Source organism: Nocardia sp. NPDC050697, assembly GCF_040654395.1.
Lineage (GTDB): Bacteria > Actinomycetota > Actinomycetes > Mycobacteriales > Mycobacteriaceae > Nocardia.
In genome coordinates, this window is the sequence record NZ_JBFAHY010000014.1 from 101,373 (window position 1) to 119,108 (window position 17,736).

Genomic DNA, 17,736 nt, shown 5'->3' on the forward strand with positions numbered 1-17,736 from the left:
CGCACCCGCCCGGCGAACCCGGTCGGCAGCGCGATTCAGCCCGCGACGGGCGCGAGCGCGACGGTGATGTTGTCGTTCCCCCCGCAGCGCAGCGCGAACTCGACCAGTTCGCGGGCGGCGTCGGCGGGGGCGGCGCCGGTGGCGGGGCCGGCCAGCGCCTCCGGATCGGAGAGGTAGTTCCAGAGCCCGTCGCTGCAGAGCAGCAGCACCCCTGGCCCGCGGGTGCGCAGCGTGCGAACGCAGTTGTCGGACCACGGCTTCGGCGAGGTGTCCGCGCCGAGCCAGCGCAGCAGGGTGTGCGCGCGCGGATCGCGCATGGCGGCCTGCTCGTCCATGGCGCCCGCGTCGACCAGCGCCTGGGCCCAGGAGTCGTCGACGGTGAGCCGCTGCGACGGCACCGCGACGGCGGCGCCGTCGGTGACGACGGAGAGCTCCGGCTGGGTGGCGACCGCCGCGCTGCTCGGCGCGGCCCCGGCCCGCAGCCAGTACGCCCGGCTGTCACCGACATTGGCGACGGTGATGAGCACACCCTCCGGCCCGTCGGCGTGCACCACCGCCGAGACGAAGGTGCAGGAGGGCGCGTTCTCCACATCGGCGCCGACCGCGCGCACCGCGGCCGCGGCGGCCTCCAGCCCGGCGGGCACGGCCTCGGCGGCGGTGCCGCCCGCCTCCAGCACCGCGACGGTGGCCTCCAGCCCGGCCCGCACCGCGGCGCCGGAGGCGGCCTGCGGATCGTCGGAGCTGGAGACGCCGTCGCTCACCACGATCACGGTGGCCAGCGGGCGGCCGGTGGCCGGATCCTGCACCACCGCGGCGGAGACCGCGTCGTCGTTCCTGGCGTGCGTGATGCCGCGGTCGGTGATCACCGCGACGGCGCCGAGATCGGCGGCGAACCGGTCGGAGTCGGTGCGCACCGGATTGCCCTCGGCGTCCACCGCTTTCGCCGCATCGGCGGGCGCGTTCTCCGGCGGCAGCGCGACCCTGCGGCGCGCGGGCGGGGCCGCTGGTGTGCCCGCGCCATCCGCGGCTGCCTCCGCTGGCAGTGGACGAGGGTCCACACCGTCCTCCTTCGTCTCCCCGGCCGGTTGCCCGCGATAGTACGGCAGGAATCGCCGCACGCCGCGCAGGGCGACTTCCCGGCCGAGGCGATCCGGTCCGCCCGTGCGCGCGAACCCGCCGCCGCACGCGGGCGACCCGCCATTCCGGCGGCGGCCGGTCAGCCCGCGGCGGCGAGGCGCGGGGAGGGGCGCTCCAGCCGAGCCCGGAACTCCTGGGGCGGGCAGCCCTTCCAGCGCCGGAAGGCGCGGATGAAAGACGCCGCCTCGGAGTAGCCGAGCCGGGTGGCGAGGTGCTCGGTGGTCATCGGGGTGTGCGCGAGCAGCTCGTCGGCCACCACCTCGCGCACCTCGTCGAGCAGGGCGCGGAAGGAGGTGCCCTCCTCGTTCAGCCGGCGCGAGAGGGTGCGCGGGCTCATGAAGAGCGCGCCGGCCACCGCGGTCTGGTCCGGCAGCCGCGCGGGGTCGCGGATGAGCAGGTCGCGCACGGTGCCCGCGACGCCGGTGCGGACCCGGCGCCGGTTCAGCAGTTCGCGGCAGAGCTGCTCGCAGAGCCCGCGGGCCCAGTCGTGCGGGCGCGGCAGCGGCATGTCCAGGTGCGCGCGGTCGAAGACCAGCGAGTCGGCGCCTGCCCCGAAGACCGGCTCCACGCCGAAGGTGCGGCGGTAGCGCACGGTGTCGCGCGGGCCCGGGTGCCGGAAGGTGACCCGGCGGACCGGGATGACGTGGTCGAAGAGCGCCCGGCTCACCGCGGGCACCCCGGCCAGGTAGCGCTCGGCCAGGAAGGCGCGCACCGCGGGCGAGGTGATCGAGGGGTCGAAGACGATGCGCGCCTCGCGCTCGTCGGTCTCCAGGCTGAGCGCGGTGGAGCTGACCGTGCGGTCCAGGTACCTGGTCACCGCGACGATCTCGCGCAGCGAGCGGCTGCCGAGCAGGGCGAGCCCCCACGGCCCGAAGAGCGGCACCCGGCGCCGCCGCGCGGCCTCGATGCCGAGCCCCGGCTCGCGGCCGAAGCGGGAGACGACGTTGGCGACGATCCGCAGTTCGTGCGCGACCGAGACCGGCGTCGCGGCCTCCAGCGCCGCGAGCGGGCGCAGGCCGGTGCCTTCCAGGGTCTCGGTCGCGGGCATACCGCGTTCCTCGGCCAACCGGATGAGCACCTGCACGCTGGTGGTGCCGCGGAAATTAACCGGTTCGAGCATAAGTCGCGTCCTCGATGATGCCGTGTGGTCGATGGGTTGGCGCAATGTATCAACGGCTCGAGGGGCCCCGATAGACGTCGGAGACATCTCTGTGACAGGCCATAACCGCAGCGGGGACCGATAGGTACGGGTTCCCGGATTTCTAGGCCCTTCGTGCCCTATTCGCCCGATTCCCGCAGCCGCGCGGCCCGGGCCAGCAGGTATCGCTGCTGCGGCCGGGTGCGGGCCAGCGCGGCGGCCCGGCGGAAGGCCGCGGCGGCCTCCGCGCGGCGGCCGAGCCGCTCGTGCAGATGGCCCAATACCGTGTCCGGGCGATGATCGCTCGCCAACCGCGGATCGGCCGCGCAGGCGAGCACGAGCGGCAGCGCGAGCTCCGGGCCGTGCGCCATGGCGACGGCGACGGCGTGATTCAGCGCGGTGACCGGATTGTCCGTTCGCGCCCGCAGCTCGCGGTAGAGCAGCTCGATCTGCGGCCAGTCGGTGGCGGCAGCGCTCGGCGCCTCGTCGTGCAGCGCCGCGATGGCGGCCTGCAGCTGGTAGGGGCCGGGTATGCCGGTCGGCAGCGCGGCGGTGATCAGCGCGGTGCCCTCGGCGATGGCGGCGGCGTCCCAGCGGGTGCGGTCCTGCTCGGCCATGGGCACCGGCTCGCCGCCGGCGCCGGTGCGCGCGGCGCGCCTGGCGTCGGTGAGCAGCATGAGCGCGAGCACCCCGGTGACCTCGGCCTCGTCCGGCAGCAGGCGGTGCAGCAGCCGGGCCAGCCGGATGGCCTCGGCGCTCAGCTCGGCGCGGTGCAGCGCGGGGCCGGCGGTGGCGGCGTACCCCTCGGTGAAGATCAGGTAGAGCACGTGCAGCACCGCCGCGAGCCGCTCCGGCTGCTCGGCCGGGGTGAGCGGGGCGAGCCCGATGCCGGCGATCCGGCGCTTGGCCCTGGTGATGCGCTTGCCCATGGTGGCCTCGGCGACCAGGAAGGCGCGGGCGATCTCGGCGGTGCTCAGGCCGCCGACGGCGCGCAGGGTGAGCGCGATGCGGTCGGGCGGGGTGAGCGCCGGGTGGCAGCAGCGGAAGAGCAGCTCGAGGGTGTCGTCGGTGTCGCGCGCGGCGGCGGGGGCGGTGGTGCGGAGCGCGAGCAGCTCCTCCCGCCGGACCCGGGCGGAGTCGCTGCGCAGCGCGTCGATGAGCCGGCGCGCGGCGACCGCGACCAGCCAGGCGCGCGGGTCGTCCGGCACCCCGGACTCCGGCCAGGCGACGACGGCGGCGAGCAGCGCCTCCTGCACCGCGTCCTCGGCGGCGTCGAAGTGGCCGTACCGGCGGACCAGGGCGGTGAGGACCTGCGGCGCGCACCGGCGCAGCAGGTCGCCCACCGGTTCCGGGGCGGACATCAGCCGAGTTCGGCGTGGTCCTCCGCGATCGGCCTGACGTCGGCGTAGGCGCGGGCCCGCGCGGCGGGCGCCGGGCAGTCGTTCAGCTCGGCGGCGATGGCGGTAGCGCGGTCGAAGCTCTCGCACTCGACGATCCAGTACCCGGCCAGCACCTCCTCGGTCTCCGCGTACGGGCCGTCGGTGACCACCGGGGCCGGCCCGGCCGCCACCCGCCTGGTGCGGGCCGGGTCGAGCAGGCCGCGGGTCTCGACCAGCTCGCCGGAGGCGGCCAGCCGCTCGTTGAAGGCGCCCATGAACTCGGCCATGTCGGCGAAGTCCCCGGGTGACCACTGCGGCGCGGCGCCGTCGGTCTTGCCGACCATCTCGTCGTAGTCGCGCTGCGAGGCGTAGCTCAGGATCATGTACTTCACGGCGTTCTCCTCGATCGTGCGGCGCCCCGGTGGGCGCTGCCTCGTCGGGGACGTCGGAGCCGGGCCCCGCGCACGGACAACCCTGGCAGAATTCTTTCCCGCGGGCGCGGAGCCGGGCCGGGGTGTCGGCGCGCCGCCGGCGCGGCGCCCAGGGCCGCAGCACGGATGCGGGTCGCCCGGTGGCCGGTCAGCGCAGGGTGCGGATCCAGCGGCGGGTGTCGGCCGGGTCGATGACGTCGTCCAGTTCGAGGACCGTGGCGGCGGTGAGCGCCTTCCCGTGCTCGTAGGCGGCGGCCACGAGATTCTCGTACGCCTGGCGCCGCTGCTCGGGATCGTCGAGCGCGGCCAGCTCCTTGGCGAAGCCGAGCCGCACCGCCCCCTCCAGCCCCATGCCGCCGATCTCACCGGTCGGCCAGGCGACGACGAACCGCGGCGAGCGGAACGACCCCGCCGCCATCGCCTGCGCCCCCAGCCCGTACCCCTTGCGCACGATCACGGTGCCGAAGGGGACGGTGAGCGCGGCGGCGTCCACGAACAGCCGGCTGAACCGGCTGACCGTCGCCTGCTTCTCCGCCTCCGGCCCGACCATGAACCCGGGCGTGTCGCAGAGCGAGACGATCGGCAGCCGGTGCGCCTGGCACAGCCGCAGGAACATCGAGAGCTTGTCCGCCTCCGGCGCGTCGATGGCGCCGCCCAGGTGGGTGCAGTCGTTGGCGATCACGCCGAAGGGGACGCCGTCGAACCGGGCCAGCGCGGTCAGCACGCCCGGCGCCCAGTCCCGGCGCAGCTCCAGCACCGAGCCGAGATCGGCGATCGAATCCAGCGCCGCGCGGATATCGAAGGCGCGCAGCCGGTTCTCCGGCACCACGTGCCGGGCGAGCCGCGGGTCCGGCGCCTCCCACGCGGCGTCGGCGCCCTGGAAGTAGGCCAGGTAGCGGCGGGCCAGCCGCACCGCGTCGGCCTCGTCCGCGGCGACCAGGTGCACCACCCCGTTGCGGCGCTGCACCTCGACCGGGCCGATCTCCTCCGGGGTGACGGTGCCGAGCCCGCCGCCCTCGATCATGGCCGGGCCGCCCATGCCGATATTGGCGTCCGGGGTCGCGATCACCACGTCGCACATGCCGAGCAGCGCGGCATTGCCCGCGAAGCAGCGGCCGGAGACGATGCCGATCAGCGGCACCTTTCCGGAGAGCGCGCCCATGGCGTGGAAGGTGGTGACATCGAGGCCGGAGATGCCGCCGTGGTCGGTGTCGCCCGGTCTGCCGCCGCCGCCCTCGGTGAAGAAGACCACCGGCAGGTTCCGCTCGGCGGCCAGGTGCAGCATGCGGTCGGTCTTGGCGTGGTTGCGCATGCCCTGGGTGCCGGCGAGCACGGTGTAGTCGTAGGAGAGCACGACGGCGGCGGTGCGGTCCGGGCCGTAGCGGTCGGCGTTGACGGTGGCGAGGCCGGCGATCAGGCCGTCGGCCGGGGTGTTGGCGATGAGGTCGTCGGCGCCGCGGCGGAGGCGCTGGGCGGCGACGGCGAGGGCGCCGTACTCCACGAAGCTCTCCGGGTCGACCAGGTCGGCGATGTTCTCGCGGGCGGTGCGGCGGTTCAGTTTCCGGCGCTTGGCGACGGCCTCGGGGCGGGCGGCGTCGGTGGTGCGGTGCTGGCGCGCGTGCACCTCGGCCAGGTCGGGGCGGATCTCGTCCAGGTCGAGTTCGGTGGTCTCGGTGTGGTGGTCGAGGTCGGCTTCGGGGGTCCAGGTGAGGAGCGGGGTGCCGGGGTCGACGACCGTACCCGGTGCGGTCAGCACCGCCGTGACCCGCAGGGCGGTCTCGGCGCGCAGGACGTGCTGCATCTTCATGGCCTCGAGGACCGCGAGTTCCGCGCCCGGCGCGAGGATCGTGCCCGGGTCCGGGAGGGAGACGAGGGTGCCGCCCATCGGGGAGCGGAGGGTCGGGGTTCCGGCGCCGGGTGCCGAAGCCGCCGCCTCCGCCGCGCCGTCGGCGGGTGCACCGTCCTCGGTCTCGGCACCACCTTCCGCAGGCCCCGCGAGCTGCTCCGCGGCGGCGAGCAGGTCGGTGAGGTTGCGCTCGAACCACCCGGTGTCGACGGGCTCCTCCCCGGCGAGCCGGGCGAGGACGGCGCGGAGCAGCGCGAGGTTCGTGTCCGGCCCGTCGATCACCGTCTCGCCGAGCGCGTCGGCGCAGCGCCGCAGCGCGGCGTCCCTGCTGGCCCCGCGCGCGATCACCTTGGCGAGCAGCGGGTCGAAGGCGGTCTGCACCCGCTGCCCCGGCCCGGCGGCGGTATCCACCCGGACCCCGGCGCCGGTCGGCGGCGCGAACTGGCCGAGTACCCCGGCGCCGGGCAGCACCGCCCCATCGGCGGTGATCCGCTCGGCATTGACCCGCGCCTGCACCGCGAACCCGCGCGCCCGCTCCGGCAGCTCGAGCTCGTCCAGCTCCGCCCCGAGCGCCAGGTCGAACTGCACCCCGACCAGGTCGATCCCGAACACCTCCTCGGTCACGGTGTGCTCCACCTGCAACCGCGGATTCACCTCGAGGAAGTAGTGCTCCGCCCCCGCCACCAGGAACTCCACGGTGAGCACGCCGCGGCACCCGCCGGCCACCCGCACCGCGTCGGCGTGCAGCCGCGCACGCAGTTCGTCGGGCAGCACCGCGGGCGCCAGCTCCACCAGCTTCTGCCGGTTCCGCTGCACCGAGCAGTCCCGCTCCCCCAGCGCGACCGCCCGCGTCCCGTCCCCGGCCACCTGCACCTCGATGTGCCGCACCGCGGCCTGCAGCGCCTCCGCGTACAGCGTGCCGTCGCCGAACCCCGCCGCCGCCTCGGCCGCGCACCGCGCGTAGGCGTCGGCGATCTCGTCCGCGGCGCGCACCACCCGCATGCCGCGCCCGCCGCCACCCGCGACCGCCTTGAGCATGACGCCGCCGGGCTGCCCGGCCAGGAACCGCGCCACCTCGTCCACATCGGCGCCCGCCGCGGTGGCGGGCAGCACCGGAACCCCGGCCGCCGCGGCCGCCGCCCGCGCCGCCGGCTTGGCCCCGAAGGTGCGCAGCGCGGCCGGCGCCGGGCCGACGAAGGTCAGCCCCGCCGCCGCGCAGGCGGCCGCGAACTCGGCGTTCTCACTGAGGAAGCCGTAGCCGGGATGCACCAGCGCCCCCGGACCTGCGGTGGCCGCGGCGCTCGTCACCGCCGCGATGTCCAGGTAAGCCGCGGCCCCGCTCCCCGGCAGCTCGACGGCGCGGTCCGCCAGCCGCACCGGGAGCCCGCCGCGCTCGGCCGCGGTGTGCAGCACCACGGTCTCGTAGCCCCGGTCCCGCGCGGTCCGCAGGATCCGGACCGCCACCTCGCCCCTGTTCGCCACCACCACGCGCATGGGGACAGTGTGTCCCGCGAGGCTCCGGCGCCCGCACCGACCCCTCGCCGGCGCGGGGCCGGGTCAGCTCACCGGCGCCTTCGCGCGGCGCACCGCGGGCACCCGGCTGAACTCCAGCACCCCGTCGTCCACCGGCCCGGTGCGCAGGAACGCCCGATCCCGGAAGTAGTCGTTGATCACCTTCCACGGCCCCCGGGTGCCCTGCCGCGGCATCACCGCGTCGCCGCGGGCGATGTACCCGGAGGTCAGCGCGGCGCCCATGATGGAGTGCGGCGAGCGGTCGCCCTCCCGAGCCACCGGCACCACGGTCCGGTAGCCGTGCTCGTCCATGTGCGCGAGCACCCGGCAGAAGTACTCGGCGGCCAGGTCGGCCTTGAGCGTCCAGGAGGCATTGGTGTAGCCGAGCACCATGACGAAGTTCGGCACCCCGTCCAGCATGGCGCCCTTGTAGACCACGCGGTCGCGCACCACCACCGGCGCGCCGTCCACCTCGAGCTCGGCGCCGCCGAGCATCTGCACGGTGAGCCCGGTCGCGGTGACCACGATGTCGGCGTCGAGCTCGCGGCCGGAGCCGAGCCGGATGCCGGTCGGGGTGAAGGTCTCGATCCGGTCGGTGACGATCTCCGCTTCGCCGCTGCGCAGCACCCGGAAGAGGTCGCCGTTCGGGACCACGCAGAGCCGCTGGTCCCACGGGTCGTAGCTGGGGGTGAAGTGCCGCATGTCCAGGTCACCGCCGACCTGCGCGCGCACCGCCGCGAGCAGCAGTTTCTTCGCCAGCGCCGGGCTGCGGCGGGAGAGCCGGTAGCTGGCCCGCTGCAGCGCGATATTGCGGGCCCGCCCGGCCCGGTAGGCGACCCGGTCCGGCACCCGCGCCCGCTTCAGCGCGACCGCCACCGGGTCGTCGCCGGGCAGCGCGGTGATGTAGGTGGGCGAGCGCTGCAGCATGGTCACCGTGGCGCCGAGCGCGGCGAGCGCGGGCACCAGCGTGATGGCGGTGGCGCCGCTGCCGATCACCACCACCCGCTTGCCCGCGACGTCGAGCTCCTCCGGCCAGTGCTGGGGATGCACGAAGCGGCCGCCGAACCGCTCCTCGCCGGTGAAGCTCGGGCGGTGGCCGCGGTCGTAGTCGTAGTAGCCGGTGGCGCCGGCCAGGAAGTTCGCGGTGACGGTCTCGACCGCGCCGGTCGCCTCGTCCACCGCCTCGACCGTCCAGCGTGCCTCCGCGCTCGACCAGCGCGCCGCCGTCATCCGCCGGCCGAATCGGATGTGCTCGGTGATGCCGTGCTCGCGCGCCGTCTCCTCGATGTAGCGACGGATATGCGGGCCGTCGGCCAGCACCTTGGTGCCGTTCCAGGGGCGGAAGCCGTAGCCGAAGGTGTACATGTCCGAGTCCGAGCGGATGCCCGGGTACCGGAAGAGGTCCCAGGTGCCGCCGATGGCGGCGCGCCGCTCCAGGATCAGGAAGCTGCGGCCGGCGCCCTCGCGCACCAGGTGGCTCGCCATCCCGATGCCGGAGAGCCCGGCGCCGACGATCAGGACATCGACATGTCGCGTCATGCGTTCCGCTCCATCCGCCCCGAACTCCCTCGGCCGGGTGCTGGTGACCGAGGGTACGTGCTACCGCAAGTTACGTCTAGCTACGGCTCGAAAAAACCCCGCTGAGCACAACCGGTGCGCCCGCGCCGCGCGTCCGGCGAGACTGCACCCATGAGCCTGTCCTTCCACTGGTTCCTGCCGACCTACGGCGACTCCCGCGGCCTCGTCGCCGGCGGCCACGGCACCTTCATGTCGGGTGATCGCCCCGCCAGCCTGCGCTACCTGAACCAGATCGGGGCCGCCGCCGAGGACAACGGCTTCGAGGCGGTGCTCACCCCCACCGGCGCCTGGTGCGAGGACGCCTGGCTCACCACCGCCATGCTGGTGGAGACCACCCGCACGCTGAAATTCCTGGTCGCCTTCCGCCCCGGGCTGGTGAGCCCGACGCTGGCCGCGCAGATGTCGGCGACCTTCCAGCGGCACTCCGCGGGCAGGCTGCTGCTCAATGTGGTCACCGGTGGGGAGCAGCACGAGCAGCGCGCCTACGGCGACTTCCTGGACAAGGAGCAGCGCTACGCCCGCACCGGCGAGTTCCTGCACATCGTGCGCTCGCTCTGGACCGCCACCGACCCGTTCACCTTCACCGGCGAGCACCTCCGCGTCGAGAACGCGCTGCTCGCCAACCGCCCCGATCCGCTACCGCCGGTCTTCTTCGGCGGCTCCTCCCAGCCCGCCGGGCCCATCGCCGCCCGCCACTCCGACACCTACCTGACCTGGGGTGAGCCGGTCGCGGCGGTGGGCGCCAAACTCGACTGGATCCGCGGGCTGGCCGCCGCCGAGAACCGCGTGCTCGAGTTCGGCCTCCGCATTCACGTCATCAGCCGCGACACCGCCGAAGCCGCCTGGGCCGAGGCCGCCCGGCTGCTCGCCGGGATCGACCCCGCCGATATCGAGCGCGTCCAGGCGAACCTGCGCCGCAGCGAGTCCGAGGGGCAGCGGCGCATGCTCGAGCTGCACGGCGGGAACAGCGACCGGCTGGAGATCGCACCTAACCTCTGGGCCGGGGTCGGGCTGGTCCGCGGCGGCGCGGGCACGGCGCTCGTCGGCTCGCACGAGGAGGTGGCCGAGCGGCTCGCCGAGTACGCGGCGCTCGGCATCGACCACTTCATCCTCTCCGGGTATCCGCACCTCGAGGAGGCGTACTGGTTCGGCGAGGGGGTGTTGCCGGTGCTCGAGCGGAAGGGGTTGTGGCAGCATCCGAATCGGCCGGTTCGGGTGGCGGGGGGGACGCCGTTCGCCGGGGCGGGCAGGAGCTGATCAGCCCCGGCTCCCCGCGCCTTGCGTGCGGGCGGAGAGGGGGTAGCGGATGCGTTCGGGGAGAACTCGATCGAGGCCGTCGGTGACGGCGACGACGGTGGCGAAGCGGGCGGCGCGGGGGTAGTCCCAGGTGAGGCCGAGGCGGGCGCGGAGGGCCGGGGGGAGGTAGCCGGCCGTGGTGAGGCGGAGGAGCGCGGCGAGCGGGAGGGCCGGGAGGTTCCAGACCGGGCCGGGGAGCGGGAAGCGGGGGTGCGGGGGCAGGGGGTGGCGGTCGAGTTCGATGAGCAGGTCGGTGGTTTCGTTGCGTTCCAGGACGTCCTCGACGATGTGGTCGAACCAGCTCCAGAATTCGGGGCGGGAGGCGGGGATGACGCGCTCGGGGATGCGGAGGACGCGGGCCTGGTCGGTCCACTCGCGGTAGAGCTGGTCTTCGACGGGGGCGGCGAATTCGATGTCGTGCAGGCGGCGGATGGCGGTGCCCGCCCAGTAGCCGGTGGCGGCGACCCAGAGGTACGCCTCGGGGTCGAGGGCGTGGTAGGCGCGGCCCTTGGCGTCGGTGCCGCTGATGTCGCGGTGCAGGCGGCGGAGGCGGGCGCCCTCGTCGAGCGCGGCCTGTTCGCCCTCCAGGCCGCTGAAGCGGCGGGCCGCCGCGGCGGTGGAGGTGATGCGGCCCCAGCGGTCCTTCAGGAATTCGGAGTGGTCGGCGACGCCCGCGCCGACCACCGGGTGCGCGACCTGCATGAGCAGGGTGGCGCGGCTGGCGAGGGCGGTGCGCCAGGCGATGCCGCGTTTCCAGCTCAGGGAGGTCGGGCCCCAGGGGCGGGGTGGGGTGCGCCGGCCGGAGGCCGGTTCGGCCCCGGTCTCCGCGGGCGCCGCGACGGGCACGTCCGGCGCGACCGGGGGCTCTACCGCGGTCGGCGGCACCGGCATGCCGGGCTGCGCCGCACCGGACGATTCGATAGACATCTCGACCCTCACTATCGCTAGACCGGGCACCCGCCGGAGCGCTCCGGCGGCGCGAAGGAATCGAGGGCGTACCGCTTGTGCACGGCGACGAGCTTCTCGTACTGCAACCGGTTGTGGGCCAGCGGCACCAGCTTGGAGCGGTCGGGCAGCAGCCGCCAGGCGGTGCGCAGCACCCAGCGGTAGAGCGCGAACTCGCGGTCGTGCCGCGGCAGCAGCTCGAAGCCGACCATGCGCCGCACCTCCGGGTGCATGACCTGCGCGGAGCACACCTGGATGACGTGCCCCACCAGCGGCCGGACCAGCAGCCAGAGCGGGGTGAGCACCGCGCGGGCGGCGGGCGAGATGCCGAGCGTGGGCAGCGGCAGCTTCTTCAGCCCGGCGTACTGCTGCACCAGGAACGGGCTGGCCGCCAGCTCGTGCTCGACCATGTGCTCGTAGTACTGCTCGGCCGAGGCGAGATCCGGCGGCAGCTTGCCCGCGCGCGAGGCCAGCTCCAGCCCGCGGAACCCCTCCCGCACGAACTGGTAGGCGGCCTCCTTCTCCTCCGGCCGCAGCACGTGGCCGGTGCACGGGGTGAAGGTGTTGAGCGAGAGGAACATCCCGCTCACCCCGACCCAGATCCAGGTCTGCGGGTTGAGCGCGCTGTACCGGACGCCGGCGTACTCCCCCTGCCCACGCCCGCGCACGTCGCGGTGCCGCTCCTTGAGCCACTCCGCCTCGGCCTGCCGGTCCACCGGGTCGGCCCAGATCGAGAGCAGCGCCGAGAAGCCGCTGCGCACGCCGCGATCGGCGAAGTTCTCGGCGAACCGGCCGGTGCGGTCCACCGCGGCGGCGACCGGGACCAGCGCCACCTGGTCGAAGGCGGCGCCGCCGAAGACGCCGGAGAGCACGCTGCCGGTGTGCTTGCGGAACTCCGCCAGCATCCAGGGGCGCACCCGCGGCCCGGCGGCCGATGGCGCGCGCCCGCCGTGCGGGACAACGGGCACCGTTGCGTTCGTCGTCATGGGAAGCCCCCGTCGGCGATCGTGGGCCGCACCGCGCACGGCACCGTGTGATAGTTCAACGCCTTCAGACTATCACTTTGAGAAGCTGATGGGCAGACCGTCTCATCGTGATCACCGGGCCGGGCCGGTAGGCTTCCGGCGATGAAGGCCAGCCCGGACGTCTCGACCACCGACGAGGACGAGGCGGCGCTGGCCGCGGTGGCCCGCTCCTGGGCCGCGCTCTCCGCGCTGGACCCGAAATCCCGGCGCATCGTGGACGCCGCGCGCGATTGCTTCGCCGAGGTCGGCTTCGAGGAGACGACCATGGTGCGGATCGCCGAGGGCGCGGGGGTCGGGGTGGCCACGGTCTATCGGCGCTTCGGCACCAAGTCCGCGCTGGTGCGGTACGCGCTCATGGCGGAGTCGCAGCGGGTCGGGGTGATCGTGGTGCAGGCGCTGCGGGATTCCGCGGGGCCGGTGAGCGGGCTGGCCGAGATCTTCGCCGCCTACGTCACCGAGGCGACGGCGCCGCGGCTGCTCACCCGCAGCCTGCGGGTCTCCTCGGCCGCCGGTGAGCTGGCCGATTTCCTCACCGGCGACGAGTTCATCGAGCAGGGGCGGGTGCTGTTCGCGCAGTACATCGAGTACTGGCAGGACCGCGGCGAGCTGGGGCGCTTCGACGCGGGGGTGGTGGCCGAGCTCTTCGTCCGGCTCACCATGTCGATCATCTCCAACCCGCGCGGCGTGCTCCCGCTCACCGACGCCGGCGCGGCGCGGGAATTCGCCAGGCGGCACCTCGCGCCGCTGCTCTTCCCGCACCCCGGCGGGGAGTCCTAGACCTGCTTGGGCCGCACCTTGTACGCGGCCGATTTCAGCTCGCGCACCTTCATCTTCTGAATCGCCCGGTGGTGCTGGCGCGCGTGGTAGGCGATCGGGAAGTAGGTGAGCCGCTCGGGCAGCACCCGGTAGGCGACCCGGATCACGGCGTAGATCCGCTCCAGCGTGCGCTGCTCCTCGTCGCTCCAGCTCAGCCCCATCATGTCGCGCAGCCGGGGGTCGAGCAGCCCGGCCAGGGAGAGGTAGTTGAAGCGCAGCATCGGCATGGCGGCCGCCCGCGCCACCCGGTTCAGCGGGAAGGGCAGCTTGCGGAACTGCTCCAGATCGCCGGTGCGCAGCTCGGCGAATTCGCGGCGCTGCTGGTCGGTGGCGTTCAGCACCTCGGTGACCATGTGCTCGTAGTAGGTGTCGAACTCGGCGCGGGTCTGCGGGTAGCCCTTCATCGGCACCTGCAGGATGCGCGCGATCTTGATGTTGTCGGCGAGCAGCCCGTCCAGTTCGTCGGCGGTGAAGTGCCTGCCGAGCAGCAGCGGCCCCGCCTTGGCGGTGGTGATGTAGGCGGTCGCGATGACCCACTGGTACGCGGCCGGATTCAGCGCGCTGATCTGCTTGCCCTCGGCATTGCGCATGCGCAGCGGTTCGTGCAGCGAGCGTAGCCGTCTGCCCTCGGCGATGGCCTCGGCGCCGCCGTAGGTCCAGCGCAGCACCGAGTCGACCGAGCGGATGGCGCGGCCCATGGGGTCGGTGCGGGCCACCGAGTACTTGTCGGTGACGTCGCGGATCACGGGGTGCAACCCCTGCATGGCGAAGGCGGCGGCCTCCATCATGAGGTAGGTCCAGTGGCCGACCATCTCCGCGGTCAGCGAGTCCGGCGAGATCAGTTCGATCTCGCCGGTGTCGTGCAGCGGGGTCACCGAGGCGACGGGGTGCTTCGGGCTTGCTGTGGTCATGGTCGTTCTCCTGGGTCGGGTCTCAGCGCGGCAGTGCGGGGGTGACGCCACCGACATCGGTGATGGTCCAGTTCGCCGCGCGGTCGAGGGTGATGGTGTAGGCGGCGGTTGCCGTCACACCGTCGGGGGTCTGGCGGCTCTTCGAGTTCATGTCCACGAAGACCTGGACCGTGTAGAGGTCGTTCTCTCGTGAGCTCACCTGGGCGGCCAGTACTTTCGCGGTGGAGGTGTACTCCATCTGGGTGAGCCAGGGGCCCACCACGTCGACCGCCGCCGAGAGTTTGGGGGCGAGGTCGGGGGTTACCTCGTGCTGCAGTTGCTGGCGCCAGCCTTCGATGTCGGCGGGGTTCACCTGGGAGACGTTCAGGGCGTAGCGCGAAGCGGCTTGTTCGGCGGCTTCGTCCGTAGCGAGGTCTGTTCGCAGGGTTTCGAGTTCTTCGGCGGAATTGTCCGTGGCCCAGAGGGTGCCGAAGGTTACTGCCGCTATCGCGGCGATCGCCGTCAGCAGGGCCGGAATACGCGCTTTGATCCTGCCGCCTCTATCGCCTGGCGCTGCCGCGCCGCTCGACCCGGTTTCGGCCGCGTCGGTTTCCCCCCGAACATCGGGGGTGGATTCATCGGTGCTCATCGGGGTCCTTCGGGGGCGAGGGTGATGCGGAGGCGGTCCCCGGGGAGGGAGGTGAGGGCCTGGTCCAGAAGGGTCGCCAGGTCGACGGCGCCGAGGGCGGGGCCGGTGGCGGTGGTGACGGGGCGCAGGGCGATGCCGAGCGCACCGAGTTCGGGGGCGAACCGGCGCAGGAAATCGACGAGCTGCGCCTCCTCGGCGCGCCAGGAGCCGAGCACCTCCTCCCCGCGGAGCAGCACCGACCCCTCGAACAGGTACTCGTAGGAGACGCCGAGCGTGGCGCCGAAGCGGTCGAGCTGCGGCGGCGCCGCGGTCAGCACCGGCTTGACCCAGCCGAGCTCCGGCATCAGCGCCATGACGTCGCGGAGCACGATGTCGAGCGCGGGCTGGTGCCTGGCCAGCGTCGACGCGAGCAGGCCGGCGGCGCGGGCCAGCGCGGGCGTCACCGCCCCGGCGCCGTCGACCGCGACGGCGAAGGTCTCGACCAGCCTGCCCACGGCGGCCGAGTCGACCTGGTCGAGCAGGGTGGAGGTGCCCGCGAGCAGCTCCGGCACCGCGGTCGGCGTCTCGACGGTGCCCGCGAGCCGCGCGCCGTCGGCCAGGTGGTCGCCGGTGCCCGCGCCGGGCAGGAAGGCGAAGACGGGTTCGCCGAGCGCGGAGAGGTTCTCGACGGCGAGCGCGCTGTCGGCGGGGATCCGGTAGGCGGCGTCGTACTCGATCCCCACCCGGACGCCGCCGGGCACGCTCTGCACGAACCGCACCGTCCCGATGTCGACCCCCCGGTACACCACCTCCGACCCGGCCCGCAGCCCGGCGGCGTGCGCCATCCGCACCTCGGCGTGGTTGTGCGCCACGGTCGGGTCGTGCCCGAGCACGCCGACGGCGAGGTAGCCGCCGCCGAGCGCGGTCACCACGGTGAGCACCAAGCCGGAGAGCCAGGCGGGGATGCGGGTCACGGCGCGGCTCCGATCAGCCGGAGCAGGACGGCGGCGTCGATCTCCGGCCTGCCCTCGACGCGCACGGTGCGCACATCGATCGCGGGGTCGGTCAGGAAGGGAATCAGCTTGCCGGACAGGACCTCGGGGACGAGCGCACCGCTCCCCACCCAGACCCGCGGGTCGGCCGACGGTTCGCGGAGCAGCCCGGCGGTCTGCTCCAGGGCGACATTGAGGTGCGGCAGCCGGGGAATGGTCCAGTCCAGGCCGGTGGTGAGGGTATTGACGTCGATCACCACATTGAGCACCGCGGTCATGAACTCGGGCACCCGGCCGAGCCGGTGTTTCGCGGTCTCGGAGAAGAGGAAGCCGATCTCGTCGCGCATCTCGTGCAGCCGCTGCGTGGTGGCGCCGGTGGCGGCGAGCATGCGGTCCAGGTCGGGGAGGTGGCCGGCGGTGGTGCCGAGGTCGGCGGCGATGCGCCCGCTGAGCTCCGCGGTCTCGGCCGGGTCGGCGGGGAGCGCGCGGTTGAGCTGGTCGATGGCGTCCTGCATGCGGGTGAGGCTGCCGCCGTTCACGAACAGCGCCATGCGGTCCAGGATCTGCTCCAGCTGCGGGCCGGGGTCGGTGTCGCGGAGCGGGATCGTGTCGCCGTCGCGCAGTAGTTCGGCGCCGCCGTCGAGCGGCGGGAGCAGCGCCAGGTAGATGTCGCCGAGCACGGTGGTCTGCCGCAGTTCGGCGCGGGTGCCGCGCGGGAAGCGGGCATCCGCGCGCACCGCGATGCGCGCGATCGCGGCGTGCGGGGCGAGCTCGATCCCGCGCAGCGTCCCGACCTCGGCGCCGTCGCTGCGCACCGCGGCGCCGGCGGGCAGGCTGAGCAGCGATTCGAACTCCAGGTTCAGCCGGTAGGTGGGCCCGTCCACCCCGGTGCCGGGCAGCGCGTGATCCGACGGATCGAACCCGCACCCCGCGAGCACCGCCGCGGCCACGGCGCACAGCGTCAGAAGGCGCGCACCGGCCCCGCGCCAAACCGCACGGCCGAAACAGCGACCGCTCGCCGCGATCCCCTCCGGCCGCGGCGACGACACCCGGGCACTCACCGCGCACCGCCTGCGACGGCGAGAAGCGCCTGCGGCAACGGCATCCGGACGACCGCCGCCGAGAGCGGCACGCACTCCGGCACCCCCGCGCAGAGCGCGACCGGATCCCCGCCGACCTCGACCCCCGGCCCCCGATACCCGACCTCGAACCCCGATCCCCCGATCATGGCCCGCAGCATCGCCAGCACCCCCGGCACCGTGTTCAGCACGTCCTGCGACTCCTCGGCCCGCACCCGGGCCAGCGTCACCGCGGGGATCGACGACTCCAGCAGCTCCATCAGGTACGGAAAGTGCTGGTTGAACAGCCGATCCATCGGCTCGACGGCGAGCGCCAGCTTCCCCACCATGGTCTTGACGATCACCAGGCTGCTCTCCAGCAACTCCAGCCCGGGCCCGAAGGTGCTGAGCGTGGTGGTGATATCGCCCCACTCCCTGGTCAGGAAGGTGGTGAGCTCGGCGGAGCTGTCCAGCACCGCACCCAGCTCGCCCATGAACACCTCGGGCGCGGAGGTGAGCTCGGCCAGCGCCCGCAACTGCTCGCGCAGCTGCGGCCCGAGCCCGCCGAGCTCCCGATCCGCCCCCGCCAGCACCGCCTGCAGCGGCGGAACCCCGTCCGGCCCCGGCCTGGTCATCTCGTGCAGCAGCCCGGTGAACGAGCGCAGCGCGGCCGAGACGCTGAGCGGAGTCTCTGTGCGCTCCTTCGGGATACAGCGCTCTTCCGGCAGCGGCGCGCCGCCCGCGTAGTCGGCGTGCACCAGCTCGACCCGCCGATCGGTGAGCAGCGAGGAGTTCACCACCACCGCCCGCACGTCGGCGGGGAGCACCCGCTCGCCGATCCGCATCCGCACCCGGACCCGGTCGCCCGCGGGTTCCAGCGCCGACACCGACCCCACCGGCACCCCGCGAATCGTCACCGCCGCGTCCTCGTACAGCCCGTAGGTGGTGTCGAACTCGGCGCAGACCGCGCGGGTGGCCCCGCCGCCCCACTCCACGCCGACCGCGGCGCCGGTCGCGGCCACCGCGGCGACCAGCACGACCAGGATTCCTGTCCGCACGCTCATC

General features: G+C 73.9%; 15 protein-coding genes. 2 read left to right on the plus strand and 13 right to left on the minus strand.

Annotated elements, in window-relative coordinates; genetic code table 11:
- Nucleotides 1–35 precede the first annotated feature (35 nt).
- From AB0H71_RS32945 to AB0H71_RS32970, 6 genes are all read right to left on the minus strand, one after another.
- Complete coding sequence (locus AB0H71_RS32945) at nt 36–1,058, minus strand: protein phosphatase 2C domain-containing protein (RefSeq protein WP_357029154.1); 1,023 nt, start codon at nt 1,056–1,058, stop codon at nt 36–38.
- 158 nt (nt 1,059–1,216) lie between these two features.
- The gene (locus AB0H71_RS32950) at nt 1,217–2,257 is read right to left on the minus strand and encodes an AraC family transcriptional regulator (protein ID WP_357029156.1); all 1,041 of its coding nucleotides are present in this window, start codon (nt 2,255–2,257) and stop codon (nt 1,217–1,219) included.
- 158 nt (nt 2,258–2,415) lie between these two features.
- Nucleotides 2,416–3,636, minus strand: a complete 1,221-nt coding sequence (locus AB0H71_RS32955) for a sigma-70 family RNA polymerase sigma factor (protein ID WP_357029159.1) — start codon at nt 3,634–3,636, stop codon at nt 2,416–2,418.
- Nucleotides 3,636–4,037: a YciI family protein gene (locus AB0H71_RS32960; RefSeq protein WP_357029287.1), complete on the minus strand. Its 402-nt coding sequence runs from the start codon at nt 4,035–4,037 to the stop codon at nt 3,636–3,638. Before AB0H71_RS32960 ends, AB0H71_RS32955 begins: the two co-directional genes overlap by 1 nt.
- A gap of 196 nt (nt 4,038–4,233) precedes the next feature.
- Nucleotides 4,234–7,425 (minus strand): carboxyl transferase domain-containing protein, encoded by a 3,192-nt coding sequence (locus AB0H71_RS32965; protein ID WP_357029161.1) that lies wholly within the window; start codon nt 7,423–7,425, stop codon nt 4,234–4,236.
- 63 nt (nt 7,426–7,488) lie between these two features.
- Nucleotides 7,489–8,982: an NAD(P)/FAD-dependent oxidoreductase gene (locus tag AB0H71_RS32970; RefSeq protein ID WP_357029164.1), complete on the minus strand. Its 1,494-nt coding sequence runs from the start codon at nt 8,980–8,982 to the stop codon at nt 7,489–7,491.
- A gap of 150 nt (nt 8,983–9,132) precedes the next feature.
- On the opposite strand from AB0H71_RS32970, the gene AB0H71_RS32975 reads away from it, so the two are divergent.
- Nucleotides 9,133–10,278, plus strand: coding sequence for an LLM class flavin-dependent oxidoreductase (locus AB0H71_RS32975; RefSeq protein WP_357029167.1), 1,146 nt, complete (start codon nt 9,133–9,135; stop codon nt 10,276–10,278).
- On the opposite strand, the gene AB0H71_RS32980 is transcribed toward AB0H71_RS32975, so the two are convergent.
- Together AB0H71_RS32980 and AB0H71_RS32985 are read right to left on the minus strand one after the other, a co-directional pair.
- The gene (locus tag AB0H71_RS32980) at nt 10,279–11,244 is read right to left on the minus strand and encodes an oxygenase MpaB family protein (RefSeq protein WP_357029170.1); all 966 of its coding nucleotides are present in this window, start codon (nt 11,242–11,244) and stop codon (nt 10,279–10,281) included.
- A 17-nt stretch (nt 11,245–11,261) separates the two neighbouring features.
- Complete coding sequence (locus tag AB0H71_RS32985; protein WP_357029290.1) at nt 11,262–12,167, minus strand: oxygenase MpaB family protein; 906 nt, start codon at nt 12,165–12,167, stop codon at nt 11,262–11,264.
- Nucleotides 12,168–12,389: 222 nt separating this feature from the next.
- Between AB0H71_RS32985 and AB0H71_RS32990 the strand changes: the two genes are divergently transcribed.
- Nucleotides 12,390–13,064 carry a TetR/AcrR family transcriptional regulator gene (locus AB0H71_RS32990; protein ID WP_357029173.1) on the plus strand — a complete coding sequence of 225 codons (675 nt, stop codon included), beginning with the start codon at nt 12,390–12,392 and terminating at the stop codon, nt 13,062–13,064.
- Here AB0H71_RS32990 and AB0H71_RS32995 read toward each other — a convergent pair.
- The 5 genes from AB0H71_RS32995 to AB0H71_RS33015 form a co-directional block, all read right to left on the minus strand.
- Nucleotides 13,061–14,014 (minus strand): oxygenase MpaB family protein, encoded by a 954-nt coding sequence (locus AB0H71_RS32995; protein WP_357029176.1) that lies wholly within the window; start codon nt 14,012–14,014, stop codon nt 13,061–13,063. The two genes, AB0H71_RS32990 and AB0H71_RS32995, sit on opposite strands and share 4 nt — an antisense overlap.
- 22 nt (nt 14,015–14,036) lie before the next feature.
- Nucleotides 14,037–14,642, minus strand: coding sequence for a hypothetical protein (locus AB0H71_RS33000; protein WP_357029179.1), 606 nt, complete (start codon nt 14,640–14,642; stop codon nt 14,037–14,039).
- Entirely contained in the window at nt 14,639–15,595 is a 957-nt protein-coding gene (locus AB0H71_RS33005; RefSeq protein WP_357029182.1) for an MlaD family protein, read from the minus strand. Before AB0H71_RS33005 ends, AB0H71_RS33000 begins: the two co-directional genes overlap by 4 nt.
- Entirely contained in the window at nt 15,592–16,563 is a 972-nt protein-coding gene (locus AB0H71_RS33010; protein WP_357029185.1) for an MlaD family protein, read from the minus strand. Before AB0H71_RS33010 ends, AB0H71_RS33005 begins: the two co-directional genes overlap by 4 nt.
- 107 nt (nt 16,564–16,670) lie before the next feature.
- Nucleotides 16,671–17,735, minus strand: coding sequence for an MlaD family protein (locus AB0H71_RS33015; protein WP_357029188.1), 1,065 nt, complete (start codon nt 17,733–17,735; stop codon nt 16,671–16,673).
- Nucleotide 17,736: the final 1 nt, after the last annotated feature.

Coding starts and splice junctions, on each gene's coding strand:
- AB0H71_RS32965 (WP_357029161.1), bottom strand. CDS start 7,425: ATGCGCGTGGTGGTGGCGAACAGGGGCGAGGTGGCGGTCCGGATCCTG.
- AB0H71_RS32975 (WP_357029167.1), top strand. CDS start 9,133: ATGAGCCTGTCCTTCCACTGGTTCCTGCCGACCTACGGCGACTCCCGC.
- AB0H71_RS32990 (WP_357029173.1), top strand. CDS start 12,390: ATGAAGGCCAGCCCGGACGTCTCGACCACCGACGAGGACGAGGCGGCG.
- AB0H71_RS32955 (WP_357029159.1), bottom strand. CDS start 3,636: ATGTCCGCCCCGGAACCGGTGGGCGACCTGCTGCGCCGGTGCGCGCCG.
- AB0H71_RS32995 (WP_357029176.1), bottom strand. CDS start 14,014: ATGACCACAGCAAGCCCGAAGCACCCCGTCGCCTCGGTGACCCCGCTG.
- AB0H71_RS32980 (WP_357029170.1), bottom strand. CDS start 11,244: ATGTCTATCGAATCGTCCGGTGCGGCGCAGCCCGGCATGCCGGTGCCG.
- AB0H71_RS32950 (WP_357029156.1), bottom strand. CDS start 2,257: ATGCTCGAACCGGTTAATTTCCGCGGCACCACCAGCGTGCAGGTGCTC.
- AB0H71_RS33000 (WP_357029179.1), bottom strand. CDS start 14,642: ATGAGCACCGATGAATCCACCCCCGATGTTCGGGGGGAAACCGACGCG.
- AB0H71_RS32970 (WP_357029164.1), bottom strand. CDS start 8,982: ATGACGCGACATGTCGATGTCCTGATCGTCGGCGCCGGGCTCTCCGGC.
- AB0H71_RS32960 (WP_357029287.1), bottom strand. CDS start 4,037: ATGATCCTGAGCTACGCCTCGCAGCGCGACTACGACGAGATGGTCGGC.
- AB0H71_RS32985 (WP_357029290.1), bottom strand. CDS start 12,167: ATGCTGGCGGAGTTCCGCAAGCACACCGGCAGCGTGCTCTCCGGCGTC.
- AB0H71_RS33015 (WP_357029188.1), bottom strand. CDS start 17,735: ATGAGCGTGCGGACAGGAATCCTGGTCGTGCTGGTCGCCGCGGTGGCC.